The 19,094-nt window shown below is 68.7% G+C and carries 21 protein-coding genes and 4 pseudogenes; 14 read left to right on the top strand and 11 right to left on the bottom strand.

Annotated features, from left to right (window positions below):
* Positions 1 to 73: 73 nt before the first annotated feature.
* Positions 74 to 625: an SMI1/KNR4 family protein gene (locus OG747_RS50690; RefSeq protein ID WP_331743696.1), complete on the top strand. Its 552-nt coding sequence runs from the start codon at positions 74 to 76 to the stop codon at positions 623 to 625.
* Between the two features lie 360 nt (positions 626 to 985).
* Here OG747_RS50690 and OG747_RS50685 read toward each other — a convergent pair whose 3' ends face one another.
* A complete protein-coding gene (locus OG747_RS50685; protein ID WP_331743699.1) occupies positions 986 to 1,195 on the bottom strand; it encodes a hypothetical protein in 210 nt (69 codons plus the stop codon).
* Between the two features lie 11 nt (positions 1,196 to 1,206).
* A pseudogene (locus tag OG747_RS50680) lies at positions 1,207 to 1,482 on the bottom strand (cysteine hydrolase); the annotation flags it as partial.
* 191 nt (positions 1,483 to 1,673) lie between these two features.
* On the opposite strand from OG747_RS50680, the gene OG747_RS50675 reads away from it, so the two are divergent.
* On the top strand, positions 1,674 to 2,336 hold the full coding sequence (locus OG747_RS50675; RefSeq protein ID WP_405886361.1) for a hypothetical protein: 663 nt from the start codon (positions 1,674 to 1,676) through the stop codon (positions 2,334 to 2,336).
* A 543-nt stretch (positions 2,337 to 2,879) separates the two neighbouring features.
* Positions 2,880 to 3,119, top strand: coding sequence for a hypothetical protein (locus tag OG747_RS50670; protein WP_331743706.1), 240 nt, complete (start codon positions 2,880 to 2,882; stop codon positions 3,117 to 3,119).
* Positions 3,120 to 3,669: 550 nt separating this feature from the next.
* Here OG747_RS50670 and OG747_RS50665 read toward each other — a convergent pair.
* Entirely contained in the window at positions 3,670 to 3,882 is a 213-nt protein-coding gene (locus tag OG747_RS50665; protein WP_405886359.1) for a hypothetical protein, read from the bottom strand.
* 1,087 nt (positions 3,883 to 4,969) lie between these two features.
* Between OG747_RS50665 and OG747_RS50660 the strand changes: the two genes are divergently transcribed.
* A complete protein-coding gene (locus OG747_RS50660; RefSeq protein ID WP_331765157.1) occupies positions 4,970 to 5,122 on the top strand; it encodes a hypothetical protein in 153 nt (50 codons plus the stop codon).
* Positions 5,123 to 5,542: 420 nt separating this feature from the next.
* Here the strand turns inward: OG747_RS50660 and OG747_RS50655 are convergent, their stop codons facing one another.
* Entirely contained in the window at positions 5,543 to 6,193 is a 651-nt protein-coding gene (locus OG747_RS50655) for a hypothetical protein (protein ID WP_331765155.1), read from the bottom strand.
* Positions 6,194 to 6,526: 333 nt separating this feature from the next.
* Between OG747_RS50655 and OG747_RS50650 the strand changes: the two genes are divergently transcribed.
* Positions 6,527 to 7,084: a YciI family protein gene (locus OG747_RS50650; RefSeq protein ID WP_331743727.1), complete on the top strand. Its 558-nt coding sequence runs from the start codon at positions 6,527 to 6,529 to the stop codon at positions 7,082 to 7,084.
* Here the strand turns inward: OG747_RS50650 and OG747_RS50645 are convergent.
* The 3 genes from OG747_RS50645 to OG747_RS50635 all read right to left on the bottom strand — a co-directional run bounded on the left by OG747_RS50645 (position 7,079) and on the right by OG747_RS50635 (position 9,291).
* Positions 7,079 to 7,477 carry a recombinase family protein gene (locus OG747_RS50645; protein WP_331743730.1) on the bottom strand — a complete coding sequence of 133 codons (399 nt, stop codon included), beginning with the start codon at positions 7,475 to 7,477 and terminating at the stop codon, positions 7,079 to 7,081. The two genes, OG747_RS50650 and OG747_RS50645, sit on opposite strands and share 6 nt — an antisense overlap.
* A 180-nt stretch (positions 7,478 to 7,657) precedes the next feature.
* Positions 7,658 to 8,476 (bottom strand): alpha/beta hydrolase, encoded by an 819-nt coding sequence (locus OG747_RS50640; protein WP_331744999.1) that lies wholly within the window; start codon positions 8,474 to 8,476, stop codon positions 7,658 to 7,660.
* A gap of 143 nt (positions 8,477 to 8,619) precedes the next feature.
* Positions 8,620 to 9,291, bottom strand: a complete 672-nt coding sequence (locus OG747_RS50635) for a DUF4097 family beta strand repeat-containing protein (protein WP_331745001.1) — start codon at positions 9,289 to 9,291, stop codon at positions 8,620 to 8,622.
* Between the two features lie 227 nt (positions 9,292 to 9,518).
* On the opposite strand from OG747_RS50635, the gene OG747_RS50630 reads away from it, so the two are divergent.
* A complete protein-coding gene (locus tag OG747_RS50630; RefSeq protein ID WP_331743733.1) occupies positions 9,519 to 10,274 on the top strand; it encodes a helix-turn-helix domain-containing protein in 756 nt (251 codons plus the stop codon).
* Here the strand turns inward: OG747_RS50630 and OG747_RS50625 are convergent.
* Entirely contained in the window at positions 10,260 to 10,406 is a 147-nt protein-coding gene (locus tag OG747_RS50625; protein WP_331743737.1) for a hypothetical protein, read from the bottom strand. The two genes, OG747_RS50630 and OG747_RS50625, sit on opposite strands and share 15 nt — an antisense overlap.
* A 600-nt stretch (positions 10,407 to 11,006) precedes the next feature.
* Here OG747_RS50625 and OG747_RS50620 point away from each other — a divergent pair.
* Positions 11,007 to 12,461, top strand: a complete 1,455-nt coding sequence (locus tag OG747_RS50620) for an arylsulfotransferase family protein (protein WP_331743740.1) — start codon at positions 11,007 to 11,009, stop codon at positions 12,459 to 12,461.
* Between the two features lie 36 nt (positions 12,462 to 12,497).
* The gene (locus tag OG747_RS50615) at positions 12,498 to 12,926 is read left to right on the top strand and encodes an SDR family NAD(P)-dependent oxidoreductase (RefSeq protein ID WP_405886548.1); all 429 of its coding nucleotides are present in this window, start codon (positions 12,498 to 12,500) and stop codon (positions 12,924 to 12,926) included.
* On the opposite strand, the pseudogene OG747_RS50610 reads toward OG747_RS50615, so the two are convergent.
* Positions 12,835 to 13,079 (bottom strand): annotated as a pseudogene (locus tag OG747_RS50610) (carotenoid oxygenase family protein); the annotation flags it as partial. The gene OG747_RS50615 and the pseudogene OG747_RS50610 overlap by 92 nt on opposite strands.
* 28 nt (positions 13,080 to 13,107) lie before the next feature.
* Here OG747_RS50610 and OG747_RS50605 point away from each other — a divergent pair.
* From OG747_RS50605 to OG747_RS50590, 4 genes and pseudogenes are all read left to right on the top strand, one after another.
* Positions 13,108 to 13,686: a TetR family transcriptional regulator gene (locus OG747_RS50605; protein ID WP_331743743.1), complete on the top strand. Its 579-nt coding sequence runs from the start codon at positions 13,108 to 13,110 to the stop codon at positions 13,684 to 13,686.
* A 306-nt stretch (positions 13,687 to 13,992) separates the two neighbouring features.
* Positions 13,993 to 14,340 (top strand): YciI family protein, encoded by a 348-nt coding sequence (locus OG747_RS50600; RefSeq protein WP_331743746.1) that lies wholly within the window; start codon positions 13,993 to 13,995, stop codon positions 14,338 to 14,340.
* A complete protein-coding gene (locus OG747_RS50595; protein WP_331765148.1) occupies positions 14,337 to 15,629 on the top strand; it encodes a sigma-70 family RNA polymerase sigma factor in 1,293 nt (430 codons plus the stop codon). Before OG747_RS50600 ends, OG747_RS50595 begins: the two co-directional genes overlap by 4 nt.
* A 211-nt stretch (positions 15,630 to 15,840) precedes the next feature.
* A pseudogene (locus tag OG747_RS50590) lies at positions 15,841 to 16,047 on the top strand (hypothetical protein); the annotation flags it as partial.
* A gap of 356 nt (positions 16,048 to 16,403) precedes the next feature.
* Here OG747_RS50590 and OG747_RS50585 read toward each other — a convergent pair.
* Positions 16,404 to 16,745 carry an RICIN domain-containing protein gene (locus OG747_RS50585; RefSeq protein WP_331745004.1) on the bottom strand — a complete coding sequence of 114 codons (342 nt, stop codon included), beginning with the start codon at positions 16,743 to 16,745 and terminating at the stop codon, positions 16,404 to 16,406.
* A gap of 98 nt (positions 16,746 to 16,843) precedes the next feature.
* Here OG747_RS50585 and OG747_RS50580 point away from each other — a divergent pair, with 98 nt between their 5' ends.
* Entirely contained in the window at positions 16,844 to 17,128 is a 285-nt protein-coding gene (locus OG747_RS50580; RefSeq protein WP_331743752.1) for a hypothetical protein, read from the top strand.
* Positions 17,129 to 17,210: 82 nt separating this feature from the next.
* Here OG747_RS50580 and OG747_RS50575 read toward each other — a convergent pair whose 3' ends face one another.
* The gene (locus OG747_RS50575; RefSeq protein WP_331743755.1) at positions 17,211 to 18,431 is read right to left on the bottom strand and encodes a glycosyltransferase 87 family protein; all 1,221 of its coding nucleotides are present in this window, start codon (positions 18,429 to 18,431) and stop codon (positions 17,211 to 17,213) included.
* A 222-nt stretch (positions 18,432 to 18,653) separates the two neighbouring features.
* On the opposite strand from OG747_RS50575, the pseudogene OG747_RS50570 reads away from it, so the two are divergent.
* Positions 18,654 to 19,012 (top strand): annotated as a pseudogene (locus tag OG747_RS50570) (transposase); the annotation flags it as partial.
* Between the last annotated feature and the right edge of the window lie 82 nt (positions 19,013 to 19,094).

The following is a 19,094-nucleotide window of genomic DNA, read 5'->3' as shown; positions in this document are numbered from 1 at the left end:
GGGTACCGCACCGAAGCCCGCCACCGGCAGCCGCGCGGCTGCCGGTGGCGGGCGCCATTGTTACGGTCGCTGGATGGTGAGCTGGGACGAGGACGGCGTACGCGCTCGGATACGGGAGATGGCGGCACAGGACCCGGGGCGGGAGCGCTTCGGGGCGGACACGCACCGGTACGAGCTGGCGCCTCCGCTGCCGGAGGCGGAGATCCGGACGTTCGAGGAAACCCATGGCATCGATCTGCCGGCGGAGTACCGCTCCTTCGTCGGGGAGGTAGGCAACGGCCCCGCCGGTCCCTGCCACGGGTTGATGCCTTTGACCGTCCCCCGCCCGGAGGCCGGCGAGGAGTGGGCTGTGGACGATGAGTGGGGGGAAGACCGGCTGCCGGGCCGGCTTGCCAAGCCGTTCCCACTTACCGAGCCCCTGCCCGGCCGGATCGGCGCTCTGGCCGATGCGCTGCCCCGGGGCACGCTCATGCTGGCCGAACAGGGCTGCGGGATCTTCTTCCGGCTGGTACTGAACGGCCCGCGAGCCGGCGAGGTCTGGCAGATCGATCCGGACTGGGGCGGCTTCGTTCCGGTGAGCCCCGGTTTTCGCGCCTGGTACACCGAGTGGCTGGAGAGCCCGTGAACGCGGGTTACACCGTCCAAAGGACGCTGTTGGCGAATCCTGGTCGGCGTGGTGGGCGGTCTGGCCGGTGGCCTCAGGGGCACGGTGTATGGCTCGGAGAATGTGACACTTGCGCGGCGAGTGTCACATTCCCGCGGCCGACTACCCGGCCGCGCCGGATTCGCCAACAGCGTCCTTTGGGGAGAGCGAGCCAGGGCATCGGTCTGCCGTCGGCTGCGAGATCCGTAGACGGCCCGCTCCAGGCGGGCAAGGGGCCGTCCCTCTGCGGGAGTCGGGGGTCTACTCCCGCATGCTCATGACGTCGATCGCCCGGCCCTGTCGCATGCCAGGCCATGACCGGCTGGTGCGCGAGGGCGGCGGTCAGCCGCTGCTGTACCTCCTGCCGGTACCGGCCGGGGTGCGGGTGGCGGAGAGGAAGGTGGCGTCCCCGTCGCGGCCGGTCTGGATGACGGCGCCGATCCTCGACTTGTGGCGGGAGCCGTCCAGCAGCCAAGTGAAGACCTGCTGGCCGAGGGTCAGGTCGTCACCCCTGGCGGTCCTTTCGTCGATGACGAGGAAGTCGTCGCCCATTGACCACACACCTACCTGGGCAGCTTCTCAACCGCAGCGAAGGCCACTTCGGACGCGGGCAGCACCCGGATGCTCCGCCCAGGGAAGTCGATGTGCCGGAAGATCTCATTGTGGTGTGCGATCGACTGCCCCGGCGAGGCGTACTCGCCACTGTCGAGCCGGACGGACGTGGTGTGCCCGTCGGCGACCAGCAGCAGGTCGAACCGGTGGCTCAGCGCCTGCCGCGCCGTGGTGTTCACACAGATCTCAGTCGCGAACCTGGTGACGACCACCTCGGTGGCACATCGTGACCGACTGGCTCGGCCTGCTCCTGGTCGTCGCGGTCATCGCCGCGAACATCGGAGACCGGGACGCCGTGCTTCGCCGGGATGCCAGGGTCTCCCGTTCTCGGATCGCGCAGAGCGTTCCTCACGGTCAGCGGCGCGGCTTCCGCGCTGAGGGAGTGACGGGCCTCACCCACTCTGGGTACCGTGTGAACATGCCCACTTCTGTGGAGTTGCGTCGGATGCGCCGGATTCACCGCTGGATGGGGATCATCCTGCCGGGGGTGGTCCGGAGGGTGGTCAACGGGCGTGCTCCGCAGCCCGGTTGGCTGCCGCGTCGCTGGATGACCGTGGTGTCGAGTGACGTCGACCTCGACGCGGGTATCGGCGCGGTCTGGCTGGTGTGGCGCCCCAGGGCCGCGAAAGCCGAGACGCACACCGCGCTCATGGAGCTCTGCGGTGAGGAGTGGCACTACACGGGCGGTGGCAGCAGTTCAGATGGTGACCTGCCTGTGAAAAGGTCAGCGGCGGGCCAGCCCGGGCAGGTCGGCATGATCGAGCTCGGCGGAGGCGCAGGCGCTCTGCGCCGTGCCAACCGCCTGCGGCATCCTTATCCGCACTCCATCGGGACGGCCCCCTGGATCGGATCCAACCAGCTCCAGGTGGCCGCGGAGGTGGATCATCTCCTCGTCGGCCGGCGACGGATCGAGGTGCCCGGGGACAGCAGCCTCATCGTCGTCTGGAAGTCCCTGTCCACAGGCCGCGGGGGGACACGACCGCTCATCGTGGCCATGGGGCGCGACGGCTCGGAACTTTCCAGGATCGGCCCTCACGACGGTATGGACAGCTACACCTGGGCGAAGTTGAGCGGCCAGTAGGAGTCAAAAGCTGCGGACTGTCAGCACAAGCACTGCGGACTGTCAGCACAAGCACATCCAGTGGCCGCGGTTCCGCGGGGAGCATCGCTCCGCAACGGGGACAACGAATCCAGGCCCGAAGATCAACCACCAGCGGTCGGCCCCGGCGATCCGCCGTCCGGCCTGAGTGCGGCTCTGCACCTCGGACCGTATACACCTGCGCTGCAACCCCGTACGCCGACACCCGCACTTCATAGCGTCAGCCCTGCCCAACTCACGACACCTGGATACGCGACACCATCAGTAATGAAGCCGATCTCGTGTCCCCGATCCGCTCCTGTACTCGGCCCGTGATCGCACAGTCTCTGCCTCGGCGCATCAGGCCAGCGCCAGACCAACGCCGGGTCAGCACAGAATGATCACAACCGTTTCGCTAAAGGATCACATCCTCCATGCTGTTCCAGCGGCGCCGCATAAGTCGCGGCAGAGGAGCAACAAACTCCGTGGTACCCAGCAGTGAGGCGGCCGCAACGGCTGCTCGCAGGACTGAACAGAGACAGGAACATGAACCGACGCGTCATCGCCAGCTCCGTCATCGCGGTCGCGGTTCTCTCCGGGGTCACCGCGTGCAATGACTCCTCGTTGTCGGCGCCGTCGTGCGCCACCCACCAGGAGGGCCTCTCCGTCACTCAGCAGAGCAACTGCTTGACCGAGGTCGGCAACTGGTGCCAGAAGAACTACCCGGATGACCTCGCGTGCAGCGACAAGGTGTACGGGTACGTCCCCGGCAAGCCCGGTAGCTGAGGAGGCCACAATGGCACGTGACTGACGGCAAGAAGGCACTGCGAGCGCAGTACCCGCTGTGCAAGACGTGGTGGGACACCACCGTTGAGGCCAGCGTGTGTCTCTCCACCTGTTCCAAGAAGCGGCAGGAAAAACTTCGCGGAGGCAAGTAGAACCACCCGCCACGGAGGCTCCGCCTGCCGGGTCAGACCTCCAAGCGGTGCCGCGGGCTACATCATCACTGACATCTGTGTGGTGCTGATCGACCGACAGGGCTGGCCGCCGGGAAAGAGCCAGGGGATGGGGCCAGGGCTCCGATGGTCGCGTGGCCCTTGCGGTTCGCGGCAACGGCGCGGGCCAGCGCGGCGACGGGCTCGGGCAGCTGGATGGAGGCCCGGCCGAGCCGGAGACGTACTCCCGTGTCGGTGGCCTCGACGTCTTTGACGGTCAACCGGGTGATCACTGCCGCCCCCTGGGCATAGAGAAGGAGAAGGCAGCGAGCCCGGTGCGCCGGGCTTCTGTCAGGAATTTCAAGGGTTCTCATCAACCTGACACGACCGGACCCAGGGCGCTACCAGATCAGGCACCAGTAGTTGCCGGCCTGCCCGGTGCCGACCGACGTGAGGCCCTTTGGAAGCAGCGCCGGGTCCGGCTTGCCGACGGCCGCCAGCGAACAGGCAGGATCGCCGACCACTCCAGCGGCGGCCATGCGCTGAGCAGCGGCCGTCGCCGCCGCGCTCGTGTACCACCGCGTCGGCGTCGGCGTCGGCGACGGAGGCGGCACGGGCGGCACGGGCGGCACGGGCGGCGGGGGCGGCGGGGGCGGCGTGGGCGGCGTGGACTTGGGCGTAGGTGGTACGGGTGGCGTGGGCGTGGGCGACGAGGGCTTCGGCGTTGTCGGTGGCTTGGGCACGGGGGGGCGGGTTGGTGTGGGCTTGGGTGGTGGCGGTGCAGGTGGTGTGGGCTTCGGCAGGGGTGGTACGGGCAGGGGTGGTACGGGCAGGCGCGAGGTGGGCGGTGTTGGTGCGGCCGGCGTGGGCTTGGGCAGGGACGGTACAGGCGGTTTCGGCGTGGGCTTCGGCACTGCTGTCGCCGACGGTTTGGGCACGGGGAGCCGTGTTGCCGGTGGCTTCGGTTTCGGCCCGGACGAGGGGGCCGTCGCCGTCTGGTGGGGCGTCGGCTGGGGCCGGTTGCTCGAGGGTGCCGATTGCCGGGGACGAGCCGTCGCTGTCGGCGTGGGCCTCGGGGTGCGTGTCGACGTGGGCCGTGTTACGCCCGACGGCGTGGGCCGAGGGGCTTCATGGTCGGGCGTCACCAATGCCCAAATGCCGACGCCGATGCCACCGGCGACCAGCACGGCGGCACCGCCCGCGATCCACGGGGCTCGACGGGGTGAGCGTCGGTGACGGTTCATGTTTCTTACTGTCTGCAAGGGGTGGCGGTGGCGCCACCTGGGTCAGTGGCTTCGGGGTTTCCAGCTGATGCAGGGACACGGCTGTGAGAGCCGGTTGTCGTGATGAACCGGTTGGGCCATCGGGGTGACCCACCGTTCCTTGTGTTGGACGGGAATACTCCGAGTGTGACTTCGGTATCGCTGACGCCGTGTGCCGTCTTGAAGCCGACACCGACGACGGCTACGGCCTGGTCCCCGGCCAGACCCAGCCTTTGCCGTCGAACTCGAAGAGCACATGGAACACGCGCCCTGAACCTTCGCCATGCATGAACCCGGCCGACGCCTGTCCGAAGGAACCCCGTGCTGCCCAGACAGCGGTGCACCAGTCCGCTCCCGGCCTGAACGCTGGACGCGTGCCGTTCCTGGCCCGCCGCGACGAGGACCGGACCGGCTTGTATCACCTGTGGTGAAGCCGGCCGTGCTCCCCAGCGCGCTCCAGGCGACGGTGCCGCTGCTGCACCCGCTCACCCCCGTGGGCGCGGTCGCCCTGCTCCTGGTCCTGCTCAGCAGCGCGGCCTTCCTCCGCGCGCGTCGGCGCCACGCCCAGGCAACCCCGCCGAGCGCGGCATAGCCGGCTCCGGGGCCCCGGGCGGCACCCCGGATCGGCCCGGGGCTTCTGCCGGGCCTCCCGCTAGCCCCAGCGCAGGGCCATGACGATGCACACGCCGCGCTCAGCGGCACGGGCGGCGAGCCCGGTCTGTCCAAGAAACCTAGACCCGGGAGGGTCCATGACAATCACGGCGTCCATCGGCCGAAAACGAATAACGCGCCGACAGAAAGCCAAAGCCGTGCCGGCAGTGGGGGTCGCCTTGCCGCTCGGCGTCGCAAGCCACGCGTCGGCGGCTCCGGTCACCCGAAGCCCGGTGCAGCCCAAACTGCCGGGCTCGCCGGCGCGGGCGAGGTCAGCCGGTTCGCCACCAGCGCCTCGATGACCTGGCCGTGTGTCAGGTGCGCGCCCGCCGCACCACGGGACGTCGCACTTGACGCGCCGTCACTCTGTCTCGAACTGCACGAGGTGGGCGACCTCGCGCCCTTGCGCGTCAAGACAGGGGTAGATACTGCCACCCTCGCCGTTGTCCAGCAGTGCGATGACGGTCGTCTTGGTCCCTTCGTCCGACAGGATGTGCCATCCAGCACGGAACGCGCCAGGAGCGGATTCCTCAGGCGGTTGCAGGGCATCGGGCCGGTACTGCCGGCAGGCATCCTCGAAGACCGGTAGAAGACCGCGGTCCTGGCCGTGCGTTGCGCGACGCCGGATCTCCTGCCCGGCCAGCCTCATCAGCCCGCTCACCAAGGCATCGTCATTGTCCTGCGAACTGCTCAGGCAGACCACGCCGCAGTGCGTCAGCACGCCGACACCTGAGAACTCACCGAGCACCACCGGCGGTGCCTCGCCGAACCACAGCAGTATTCCGAGCGCCATCGGCGCCGCTTCCGGAACCGCGTCCATCACCACATACACACGGTGGCTGCCCGGAGGCACGTCCAGATCGTCCGCCTCGCCCGAAGTGGGATCGTAAATGCTCGCCATACCCGACGACACCGCAAGCTCACCCAGGTGGTGGAACCTCCAGGAATCGTGCCGCTCACTCATCGGCAGCTCATCCACAAGGTGATCGAACAATGCCTCGGCAAAATGCATCTCAGTCTTCCTCTCTCCGCCAGGGCGTCCGGAGGACACCCTTCTTCTCCGGGCTGACAGCCTCTCAGCAGCCACTGACAATAGGGGATCCTCGACTTTGGGCCGCGTTCGACCAGATCGGGCTGCTGCCACGACAGGTATGGGCCGACCGCATCCTGGACGAGGCCCGGGAGACCACCGACCCGGTCCACCTCGTCCGCCTCTTCGGCATCGACGAGAAGACCGCCATCCGCTGCGCGCAGTCGGCACGCGTGCTTCCGGATGAGGTTGCCGAGCAGCCATCGCAGTGAAACCCGCTCGACCTGGTTACCTCCTTGAAGAGATTATTTGGGCATGGAATTCCTCTGCTACCACCGCGACCGGCCCGGCTCCCTGCCGCTGCGCTACGAGCTGCTGGAAGAGCATTGGTCCTATATGGACCAGTACGCGAAGGAGATGATCGCCCGAGGCCCGACCCTCGCCGACGACGGCGACACACCCACCGGCAGCGTGCACATCCTCGACCTGCCCGATCCCGCTGCCGCCCGCGCGTTCGCCTTCGACGAGCCCGGCTACCAGGCCGGCGTCTACCGGGACGTACTGCTGCGACGGTGGCGCAACATACTGGGGCGCACCATGTGGGACTTCCCCGGCGGCCGGACCGGCGGCAACCGTTACCTGGTGCTCGGTCTCGGCCTCGGCGCGGGGCCGGCCGCCGACCTCGCGGTGCCGCCCGACCGGGACGAGCTGATCGCCTACGGGCCGCTGCTGTCCGACGACGGCGCCACCTGGCTGGGCACGGCGGTGCTGGTCCGGGCGCCGGACCCGGACACGGCACGCGCCATCCTGACTCCGGACCGGTACGCCGGCATCGAGGTGCACAACTGGCAGTTCGGTGGGCGGCCGTCATGACCTGAGGACGTCCAGGCCGACGTCACTGCCGAAGCCCCTCGGATCGCTCAGCAACCTCGTGTTCCACCCGGACCCACGGATGCATCGGCCTGACGCACACTGGTGGACCCGTGGGTTCGCGCTGAAGGGCCTTCGGTTTCCCTGAACCCACGGGGATCCGCCGAACATGTCGGCGATCTGCTGGACGGTCTTCTCCCGCTCGTCGTAGAGCCGTTGGGCGAGCGCGGCCTGGTCCGCGGTGAGCTTCGGCCGGTACGCCTTCGCGCCGCTCGCGGTGTCGACATGGATGTTGTCGCGGTCGACGCCGGCCCGCAACAGGGCGTCGATCCGGTGGTCGGGGTTCTGGTCGGCGGCCGAGACCCGCGGACAGCCGATGAGCGTGTCGGAATCCACCGGCAGCACCGTCCGCCGACGTCGATTTTCGACGCGAGTTCCCGACACTGCCCACCTGCGGGTTCGTGATCACGGGTCCGGTCCGAGTGTCGGCAGACGGTCGTTTGCCGACATGTGAGTCTCACCGCGACACCGGCGAAGGCCGCTGCCTGGCTGATCGTCAGTCCGCTGGTCAGGTCTTCAGCGCCGGCCGCGGTCGAGGGCGGCGACCTCGCGTACGGCCTCGGCGACGGCCGGGAACTCCTTTTTCAGGATCGCACCGTGGTTGCTGGCGACCTTCGCGTGGATTTTGATGTTCGCGTTGCGGGCGGTCACCGTATCGAGGCTGGTGCGTATCTGTTCCTGCTCATCACCGCGGCTTCCGAGGGACGTCCCCGAAGCAACCACATACCGCACCGGGACGGTGATTTCGTCCAGCACGGGACCCAGCTCGCGCTCGCGGGAGAGCCTGCCGAGCTCGATGTTGCTGTTCGCCTGCTGTTCGGCGGTCATCCGCGGGGTCAGGCCCGTCGGGCGCAGCAGCGGCGTGAACCAGCCCATCCGCCGAAACAGCTTCCGGATCCGCTGCTCCATGGCCTCGTCGAGCCAGTCGTACGGGTATGCGCCGTCGACCAGGACCGCGCCCAAGGTACGGTCCGGATTCCGGCTGGCCCAGTGAGCCGCGACGAACGCTCCGTAGGACCAGCCCACCACCAGCGCCCGGTCCACACCCCTGGCCGCGAGAACGGCATCGACGTCCCGGACGGCTGCCTCGAAGGAGTAGTCCGCCGAACGCTTCGATTTCTTGCCGCGAGCCCGCTCGTCGTAGGTGATGTGCCGCCACCCCGTCCCCAGTTCAGCGACGACCCGCCGCCAGTACCCTTGAGTGGCGAACTGGCCATTGAGGTAGACCACAGGGATACCGGGACCGCCGGTGTCGGTGACGGCCAGGGCCGTATCGTCAACCGGCACCATGCCGGTCCACTTCGAACCGGTCGAGGAAGTGCTGTTCTTCGTCATGTGTTGTTCCCCCTGGTCGCGTGAGAGCGTCTTGTACGACTTCTCCAGGCCCTGCACGTGGATCGCAGACCCCTGGACCTGATTCGCTGTCATCCGGATATCCGTTCGTTCTTTGGTCACGGTTTTGACGGATGGCTCCTTCTTCACAGGCTGCGGGCGGTGATGTCGCCGTGGTCGGTGGTCGCGTGGATGTTCAGGCCGGCCGCGGCGCCTTCGGTGTTCTTCAGCGCGTTGTGGATCCGGCCGTGGGCGGTGCCGGCGTCCAGGGAGGCGGAGACTCCGTGGGCGGCGCCGACCGTCACGTCGCCCATCTGGGTGCGTAGCACGACCGTGCCGGAGGTGGCCTCGGCGATGTGGATGTCGCCCTTTTGGGTGCTGATCTCCGCGGGGCCGCCCAGGCGGCCGACCGAGACGTCGCCGGCGAGGGCGGTGAGGCGGACGCTCGCGGCCTCGTCGAGTTTGATCGCGCCGGACGCGCCGTCGAAGGCGACGTCGCCGAGCCGTCCGACGCCCCGGAACTCGGCGGCGGCCGCCTTCGCCTCGATGCGGGAACCGGCGGGCAGTTGGACCGTCACCTCGATGGATCCGGACGCGCCGAGGATCTGGTTCTTCTCCGCCGGGGCCTTGATCCGCAGGACGCCGTCGCCGAATTCGACCTTGGTCTGCTCGGCCGCCTTCACGTCGCGGCTCTTGGAGGCGTTGGCGGGCAGGACCTCGACGGTGGTGTCGGCCCGGTCGGCGGCGATGACCTGGATGCGCCCGGCGGGGATGTCCAGGACGGCGGAGATCGCGGCGGGGGTGTCGAACTTCTGCATCATGCTCTCCTCGTGCTGCTCGTCGTTTCTGATGTCGGAAACGCTACGTTGCGTTCAAGATTCATGCAACTAGTTCGTTGCGCGCAATCCGTATTAATGCAGGTGGGAGTCCAGTTTTCGTTGCAACGGGCATAAATCTAACGCAATGACGAGTGTTCTGATCGTTGCATTGGACTGTGGGCGAACGCTACGCTGGCGGCATCAGGGAAGTACGAAGGGAGATCGCGATGCCGGGAGGCAGACTCACCCAGCAGGAACGTCAGCAGATCGCGCTGGGGCTGGCCGACGGGCTCGCCTACGCGGAGATCGCCCGACGTCTCGACCGCCCCACCTCGACGATCACGCGTGAGGTGATGCGCAACGGCGGCCCCACCGCCTACCGCGCCGACCTGGCCCACCGCGCCACCGAACGCCGCGCCCACCGGCGCAGGCAGGCCGCGCCCCGAGAGCAGGGGGCGCCGGCGCAGGCCCACGGGCGCGACGCCGAGGCCGTGCGTGAGTACGAGGAGATGTTCACCACCCTCCTGATGCAACAGGGCCTGCCCAAGATGACGGCTCGGGTGCTGACCTGCCTCTTCATCGCCGACGCGGGCAGCCTCACCGCGTCCGAACTCGTCCAGCACCTCCAGGTCAGCCCGGCGTCCGTCTCCAAGGCGATCGCGTTCCTCGAAGATCAGGGCCTCATCCGCCGGGAACGCGACGAACGCCGCCGCGAGCGCTACTTCGTCGACGACGACGTCTGGTACCAGTCGACGATCGCCAGCGCCCGCGGCACCGCCCAGGTCGCCGAGACCGCACGACAGGGCGTCAGCGTCCTCGGCCCCGGCACCCCGGCCGCCGCCCGCCTGGAGAACATCGCCCGCTTCAGCGACTTCATCAGCGAGAGCATCCTCCGCGCCGCGGAGCAGGTCCGCGAAGTCCTCTACACGAAACCCGAAGCGACCTCAGGCGGCACTGCCAAGCCAGGTTCAGACCGCGGATAGACAGCCGTTGATCTGCTTACGGTGGTACTCGGCGGTCCGGCCGACCAGCGTGTACGTCGCGAAGTCGGTGGCCGGGACCTTCACCGGATCGGCGACGTACTCCACCGCGGCCGGCGGGCCCTCCTCGTACATCCCCGGCGCGGCCGGCGTCGCCCGACCGTACGCGGGTCAGGGAGACCTGCGCCTGCCGGGGGCCGGTTGGGTGCGTCATTCGGGTTGCTGTGCCGGATCCAGTGTTCACCGTCGCGGAGGAAACGCCTGACGGGTCCTTTGGCGGCGCTGTCGCCATCACGGGTGACGCCGCGCCTGCCGAATGGCCTACCTGAGTGGTTCTGAGCAGCCGCAGGCGGCCCTTGCTCCTTACTGTCACCCGAGGAACAACTCCCGATCTTGATCATTACGAGTCGGGGGGAAACCGGACAATCGAAGACTCAGCGGCACCGCCATCGGAGAAGGGGTGCCCGGGCGCCGGGAAGGTTGGCAATGGTGACGCGAGATCTGCGGGCCCGCCGGGCACGAAGGCAGACCCGTCGCACCGTCGGGGCCTGCGTGCTCGCTGCGGGGTGTGTCGTCGCAAGCTGCGTGCCACCTGCCACGGCGAGTCCGCAAGGGAGCGCGTCCCGTCTGTGCGCAACGGAGCCCTTCCCTCCATCGGAAAGTACCCCGCCCCCGATCCTCTCGGGCAGCGATGTGTGGAGCTTCGTCTCCGAGCCGGGCCTTCACCCCGCGCGAGTGACCGTGACTGCGAACAAACCGGGAACGGCTCCCGGCGACATCTTCGTGGCCCCGTTCAGCGCGGACAGGATGATCGGCCAGACCGGGGCGTTGATCAACGACAACTCCGGCGATCCGGTCTGGTTCCGCCCACTGCCCTCCACGAACCTCCAGAACGCCGACTTCAGGGTCCAGACCTATTACGACGCCCGCAGGGACCGGGGGCAGCCGGTGCTGACCTGGTGGCAGGGAAGCCTCGCCCTGCCGCCGGCGTACACGAACCTGCCGGCCGGTGCCCCGGAACCGGGCGGGTGCTACTACATCTACGACACGCACTACCGCCTGCTCAAGACGGTCTTCGCGCACCACGGTTACTACCCGGACGAGCACGAGTTCACCCTGACCCGCAGGGGCACCGCGCTGTTCATCGCATCCAGACCCGTGCCAATGGATCTCAGGCCCTACGGAGGCCCGAAGAACGGAGCCATCGAGAACAGCGAGATCCAGGAGGTGGACCTCGCCACGGGCAGACTCCTCTTCTCGTGGAACGCGCTGGACCACCTCGACCCCGCCGATTCCGAGGAACCGGTCTCCAGTGCGTCGTCGTCCGACGGGGTGTGGGACGCCTTTCACATCAACTCGGTCGACGAGGGTCCTGACGGCCGACTGCTGATCTCGGCCCGGAACATGTGGGCGATCTACGACATCTCCAAGAGATCCGGGAGGATCCGCTGGCAACTCGGAGGGAAGAAAAGCGACTTCACCTTCGGCCCGAACGCGGACTTCTTCTGGCAGCACGATGCCCGGTTCCGGCCGGGTAACCGGATCAGCATGTTCGACGACGGTTGCTGCGACCTGCCCGACGGCGCCCCCGAGCAGGTGTCACACGGCCTGATCCTCAACCTCGACTTCCGCAGCCGGAAGGCGACCGTGGACAGGACCTACTACCACCAGCCGCCGCTGGAGTCGCCGACCCAGGGAAACACCCAGGCCCTTCCCAACGGCAACGAATTCATCGGATGGGGCCAGAGCCCGTACTACTCGGAATACGCGGGTAAGGGGAACACCCAGGGAAACGGCTCGCAGAACCTGCTCTACGACGCGAAGCTGCCGGGATCCGACATCTCCTACCGAGCGTTCCGGAACCAATGGATCGGCACACCGTACTACCCACCAAGTGCCGCGGCACGGGCCGACGGCGGGGGCGGCGTCGTCTACGCCTCCTGGAACGGCTCGACGCAGACCAGAGCATGGCGGGTACTTGCCGGGTCCGACCCCCGCTCCCTGTCGGTCGTTGTCGGACACGCTCCACGGTCCGGATTCGAGACAGCCGTCACCACGAACGCCCCCGGACCGTACTTCCAGGTAGAGGCACTGAATGCGCAGGGCAAGGTCCTTGGGACCTCCCACGTCGTGACGCTCTCCAGCCAACGGCTGATGGGGGAGACCAGGAAGGAGTCGCGGCATGGCTGAAGCGGGCGGTCGTGCCGTCGATGCGCCGCCGCGGGACTGGCCGCCTACGGCACCAGCAAGTGGGGCATCCGTGGACTGACCAGGATCAGCGCAAAGGAACTCGGTCGGGAGAACATCCGCGTCAACGGCGTGCACCCCGGCATCATCGAGACACCCCTGGCCTACGCCCCTGCCACCGGCGAGCTCATCGTCAGCATCGACGACCAGCCCATCCCGCGCCTGGCCGACGTCGACGAGATCGGCAGCCTTGTGTTGTTCATCGCGTCGGACGACGACGGCTGCTCGACCGGCGCGGAGTTCGTCGCTGACAGCGGCTACCTCCTCGGGCCCGTCCCCGCCACGGAGCCGTTACTCTCCGTACCGGCTCCTACGCGTCGTCCCACCGGTAGGGCATGCCGCCGCGCCCGGCGAGAGCGGGGTCGAAAACGACGGGCAGGTCCATCCAGACGATGTGGTGCTCGGTGATCGCGAAGTCGTGCATCATCGTCGGGCCCGGCACGTCGACAGGCCGGCTGTCAGCACTCCCTCCGCGGTGACCCGGTGGTAGGTGAGGAACGGCGGGGCGAACCCGGTCCCGAACAGGTGCAGTTCACCCGTGACCGGGTCCTCCTTGGGGTGCGGCTTCGACCAGGTCACGGTCGCCGAGGTGGCACGACGCGCAGGCGTCTCCACCAACACCGTGTTCAACTACTTCCCCACCAAGGAAGACCTCTTCTTCGATCGCCAGGCAGAGGCAGAAGGCCATCTCGCCGCACTGGTACGCAACCGTGCGCCCGGCGCCTGCCCAGTGGAGACCATCCGCGACGACCTGCTGACCGCCCTGCGGAACGACGACCCCACGCTCGGGCTCCACCCCGACGCGCCCAGGTTCTGGCAGGTCATCCACGACAGCGCCGCACTGCGCGCACGCGAACGCGAGATCAGCGAACGCTCCGAAGCCGCCCTGACGACCGCCCTGACAACCGCCCTGGCCGACCATCCGCCGAACACCGCCAACGGACCGAACCAGACCGACGACCCGATGCCCGCGCTCCTCGCAGGCGCCATCGCGGGCACACACCGGGCAGCCCTACGCGAACTACAACGACGCATCTTGTCCGGCGAATCACCCACGGACGCCCGCGACAGCGTCGCCACAGCGGCACTCCAGGCATTCAACCTGCTCTGCCCCGGACTCCACACAGATGCCGGCCGGACGTCGCAAGAGCTACAGCTCCCCCAGTAACTTCGCAGCCCGGCCGAGGCATTGAGACAGTTCCCATACCCGACGTCACCGTCAGCCAAGGAGGAACGCCGCCGGGAGAACGAGACGGCCAGGCGGCGGCGCACCCCGCGTGGATCACGCGGATCCGGGACCTCGGCCAGCCGGTCCAGCAGGCCGGGGATCTCCTCGTGGCTCTGGACCCAATAGCGTCAGTAGTCGGAGCCTGCCCGAAGGATCCGAAGAAAGTTTGCGTACCGTCTGTCGAATTCGCGTCGCCCGCCCGACGTAGAGGCGTAGCGACCAGAGACACAGCCAAGGAGAACCATCATGGCCCAGTACGCGATCCTCATCTACGACACGCCCGAGGCCGGCGACTACACGCCCGAGCAGCAGGCGGCGAGCAAGCGGCACGCCGACGACCTCATCGACTCCGGCGCCATGATCACGGCGTACGCGCTGCAGTCCACCGACACCGCGACCTCGCTGCGCGGCGACGTGGTCACTGACGGCCCCTTCATCGACTCCAAGGAGGTCATCGCCGGCGTGTGCATCATCGAGGCTCCCGACCTGGATGCCGCCCTGGAGCTGGCCCGTCGTAACCCGGCTGTTCAGTGGGGCCGCGGCGGTGTCGAGGTGCGGCCCGTCGCGGGCGGCGTCACGCCCATCGCCCGATGACGGCTGCGACGGACGCAGGACAGACGGTCGCCGACGCGCACCGGCGCGAGTGGGCCTTCGTGCTTGCCGCGACGGTGCGCGTCGCGCAGGACCTGGACCTGGCCGAGGAGTGCGTACAGGAGGCGTACGCCGCGGCGCTGTCGGCCTGGGAACGCGACGGGATCCCGGGCAACCCCGCGGCGTGGCTCACCACCGCGGCCAAGCGCCGGGCGATGGACGCGATGCGCCGCGAGCGGACGTTCCGCTCGAAGCTGCCGCTGCTGGTGGAGCCCGAGGAGGCCGTCGACGAGCTCGCCCTGGACGAGCTGGACGAACAGGACGAGGGTGAGGCCGTGGACCCGGAGGATGTCGTTCCCGACGAACGCCTGCGGCTCGTCTTCACCTGCTGCTATCCCGCGCTCGCACAGGAGGCGCAACTCGCGCTCACGCTGCGGCTGGTGTGCGGGCTGCCCACACCGGACATCGCCCGGGCACTGCTGGTGTCGGAGCAGACGATGGCCGCCCGGATCACCCGGGCGAAGAAGAAGATCTCCGCCGCCCGCATCTCCTACCGGGTGCCGCGCCCGGCGGAGCTGCCGGACCGGCTGACGGCTGTGCTCGGCGTACTCCACCTGCTGTTCACCGCCGGGCACACGGCCCCCTCGGGCCCCGCGCTCATGCGCACCGACCTCGCCGACCGCGCGCTGGTCCTGGTCCGCACGCTGCACGACCTCATGCCCGACGAGCCCGAGGTCCGCGGACTGCTGGCGCTGCTCCTGGTCACGGACGCCCGGCGCGCCACCCGGGCCGGCGCAGACGGTCGGCTGCTGCGGCTTCAGGAGCAGGACCGCTCACTGTGGGACCGCGCCGCACTGGCCGAGGCGCACGAGCTGATCGTGGCCGGGCTGCGCAGCCGCCGCGCGGGGCGCTACATGCTGCAGGCGGCGGTCGCCTCGCTGTACGCACAGGCGCCGACGTACGAGGAGACGGACTGGCCACAGATCGTGGCACTCTACGACAGGCTGCTGTCGCTCTGGCCCTCACCGGTGGTCGCGCTGAACCGGACCGTGCCGGTGTCGATGGCCCAAGGACCAGCGGTCGCGCTGGCGCAGGTCGAGGCGCTGGAGCAGGACGGCCGGCTCTCCCGGTACCAGTACCTACCGGCGATCAAGGCGGACCTGCTGCAGCGACTCGGCCGTACGGACGCGGCGGCGGCCGCCTACCGGCAGGCGCTGGAGCTGACCGGCAACGAGGCTGAGCGGGCGTTTCTCGCCGAGCGCCTCGCCGATCAGGAGAACATCCCCGCGTAAGGTCGCGCATGCCGGATGGCGGCCCTCCGACTGGGCGCGCGTCATGTTGCATCGGCGTCGCAGGACCGTCGTGGCCTGCGACACCCGCCATGACCGAATCCACTCAAAACGGCCTGCCGAAGTAGTCGCGCAGTGGTCACTTCACTCGGCGGGAGGCCTCGCGGAACAGGACCTGCCTCGGCGGGCATCTCACCGCGCGGCCGACCCAACCGGCTGGCTGATGCAGCACCGCCGTCTCGCACGCGACTACGAGAGCCACCCCCACCGCTCCGAAGCCATAATCCACATCGCGATGATCGACCTCATAAGCCGACGACTCACCCGCGAATCCACCCCGAACTGGCGCGACGAGGGAATCCTCGCGGGCCGGACGTCGGCGGAGCATGATCCATCCCACGGCCGGGCTTTTGCCGGGTGATGCGGTCGAACCGCAGCCGGGTCCGGGTTCCCCGATGCCGAGCCGGCGCAGTTCCCGCGCGGGAACTCGCTCTCCCAACCGCTGCCGTGGACCGGGTCGCCCAGGTGGCCCGGGACGAAGATCCCGGCGGCGGCCTCGATGGTGTGGGCGATCGTGGTGGTGGCAGAGCGGTGGCGCAAGCGGGACCTCTGATGGCAGTGCCGATCTTGGTCGATCTTCTGCCTATCACGGGTCCCGTTTCGTATGTGCTCTTCCGTCATCACCGCCTGGACCTGCGGCTATACCTGTCTGACTTCTTCACGTACTTGTAAACGTGCCCCACGCCACCAGGCTCGATGGTGCTCTGGACTTCGCCCCTAGTCGATATAGTCCCAGGTCTGCTCGGAGTTACCGTTGCAGTCCCAGATGATCACGTTGGTACCGTTCGCGGTGCCACCGCAGCCCGCCGTCGACATGCACTTACCTGCCTTGTAGTTGCGCCACGTGCCGTACCAACTGCCCTGAGCCGAATACACCCAGTCCTGCTCGGGGCTGTTGTTGCAGTCCCACAGGATGACCTGGGTCCCGTTTGCGGTTGCGCCGCTGCCCGCAAGGGACAAGCATTTGCCGCTTTTGCGGTTGACGATTTCACTCGGAGAGCCCTGGACACCACCGGCCTGGACCCAGTACTGCTCGGCCCCGGTGTTGCAGTCCCAGATGGGTGCGGTCCTCTGAAGGGAACGTGAGCTGAGCGACTCTGATCGGGGTGTGGTCGGGTCTTCCCGTCTCTACCGTGGCGGTGGAGGAGGCTACTCTGATGGGCTCATTGTTCGAGGAGTTGGAGGCCCGGGAGGCGGCTGCCCGGGCGCGGGTGGAGGAGCTTGAGTCGCAGATCGCGGAGTTGACGGCGCGGCTGGAGGCCGAGCGGGAGACGTGGTCGCGGCTGCGGGTGACGCGGGAGACGGTGGCCGAGGTGGTCGCGGAGCTGCCGGTGGAACTGGCGGCGCCCGGTGACCAGCCGGTGCGGGTGATCGGGGCGATCATGGTGCCGCGGTCGGTGTCGGTAAGGCGAAGCGGTTGGCGACCGGCGTCGGGTGCCTGATGCCATGGACAGCCGGGTGCGTGCCGAACTCGACGCCTGGATCGACCGGAGCGAGGGCTGACGCCCCTGGCCCCGGGGTAGCTCAACCCATATGTGCCACCGCGTAGTCCGCGTCTGAGGACGCCGCGTCGTCAGACGTGGCTTCCGGCCGCGAGGCCGTACTGCGCCAGAGCCGGCGGCAGGCCGAGACCGTCGCCACCAGCAGCAGCCCGTCGCGGATCAGCAGGACGACTATGCCCGGCAGATTGCTCCGCACGACCTGGCCGAAGCCGACGGGGAATTCGAGCACCGTGAAGAAGCACGCGGCCAGGATGAGCAGCACAGGCCGGCGCTGGACGGTGGAGCGGCTGGTCAGGCAGAGCGCGCCGAGGCCGAGCAGCCAGATCAGGTACTGCGGGCTGATCACCCGGCTGGTGGTGACGAAGACCAGCACCGCGGCGAACGCCGCGTCGTACAGCACGGCGTCGCTGAAAGTGCGGGCGCGTACCCGCCACCAGATTAGCCAGCAGAAGGCCAGCACCGCGCCGGCCAGTGCGATCCGGGCCGCGGTGGGCACATACGGACCGAGGAACTCGTACGACCCGTAGTGCAGCCGGGAGGTGCCGTGCCACAGACCGAGCCAGCGCAGGACATGGAACGGCAGGGCGCCCAGCGACTCGATCTCGACGCCGCGCTGACGCTGCTCGGTGAGGAACGCGAACGGTCCCCGGGTGAACGCCAGGAACGCGGCGCTGACGCCGACGGTGGTGACCAGCGCCGCCCCCCAGGAGCGGCGGGTCGTGCCGCCCGGCCGCGCACCGGCGAGCACGAGTACCGGCCAGACCTTGACGAGCGCGCCGATCCCGGCCAGCGCGCCCGCCACCCGGGGGTGCCGTGCGGCGGCCAGGAGGGCGGCGACCGCGAGGGCGGTGACCATCACGTCGTAGCGGGCCAGGGCCAGCGGGCCGAGCACGGCGACCCCGGCGACCCACAGCCAGGCGCCGGCCAGGTCCCGGCCGTGGGCCCGCCCGGCCCGCAGCAGCATCGCCAGGACCGTCGCGTCGGCGGCGCAGGCGAGCAGGTAGAAGGCGTGCGAGTAAGTCAGGAACGGCAGCAGTGCCGGGGCGAGGAAGGCCGCCGCCGCGGCGGGCGGGTACTGCCAGGTGACGTCGCCGACCGGAAAGCTGCCGGTCAGCAGCCGTTCGTACCAGCCGTGGTAGATGACGACCACGTCAGGGCGGACGTCGTCACCGGGGAAGCGCAGGGCGCCGAAGAGCGTCAGCAGCAGTACGGCTCGCGTCACCGCCCAGGCCAGCACCGGCATCCATGTCCTTGAGCGACCCGCGGTCACCGTTCCACGCCACCACACCGTCACGTTTCAGGGCCTCTCCGCCAACCGCCTTATACGGGTCACACTGCCGGTGTCGGCCCGCATAAAGGTGACAACACGATGAACATGGTGTGTCATCTTGTTGCGCCACCCTGTGAATGACTGCAAGTGAGCGACCACGCTGCCACCCGTCACAGCGCGGCCCGGTTGCCGGTGTCGGGGGACTTCGTGCCCGCGCTGGAGCAGTTCCTCGGCTCGGCGGCCGGGCTGTCGCCGGCCACCGTGACCCGGCTGACGAAGCAGTGGCAGGACGACCACGCCGCCTTCCAGCAGCGCGACCTCGCCGACAGCGACTACGTGTATGTGCGGGCGGACGGGGTGCACCCCAAGGTGCGGCTCGGGCAGGCGTACTCCTGCGTCCCGGTGCTGACGGGTGTGCGCCTGGACGGCACCGAGGAGCTGATCGCGCTGACGGAGGGGCTGCGTGAGTCGGCCGAGTCGTGGGCCGACCTGCTGCGCGACTGCCGCAGGCGCGGCATGCGCCCGAGTTGGTCGTCGGCGATGGCGCGATGGGCCTGAGGATGGCATGCGGACGCGGCTCCAGGTCGATCTTCGGTCTCAGCAACCTTGATCATCTGGTGTCGCGTCTCCTGCTTC

Source organism: Streptomyces sp. NBC_01384 (assembly GCF_045040035.1).
Lineage (GTDB): Bacteria > Actinomycetota > Actinomycetes > Streptomycetales > Streptomycetaceae > Streptomyces.
The sequence above is the reverse complement of the archived record's forward strand: the minus strand, read 5'-3'. Positions and strand labels throughout refer to the sequence as shown.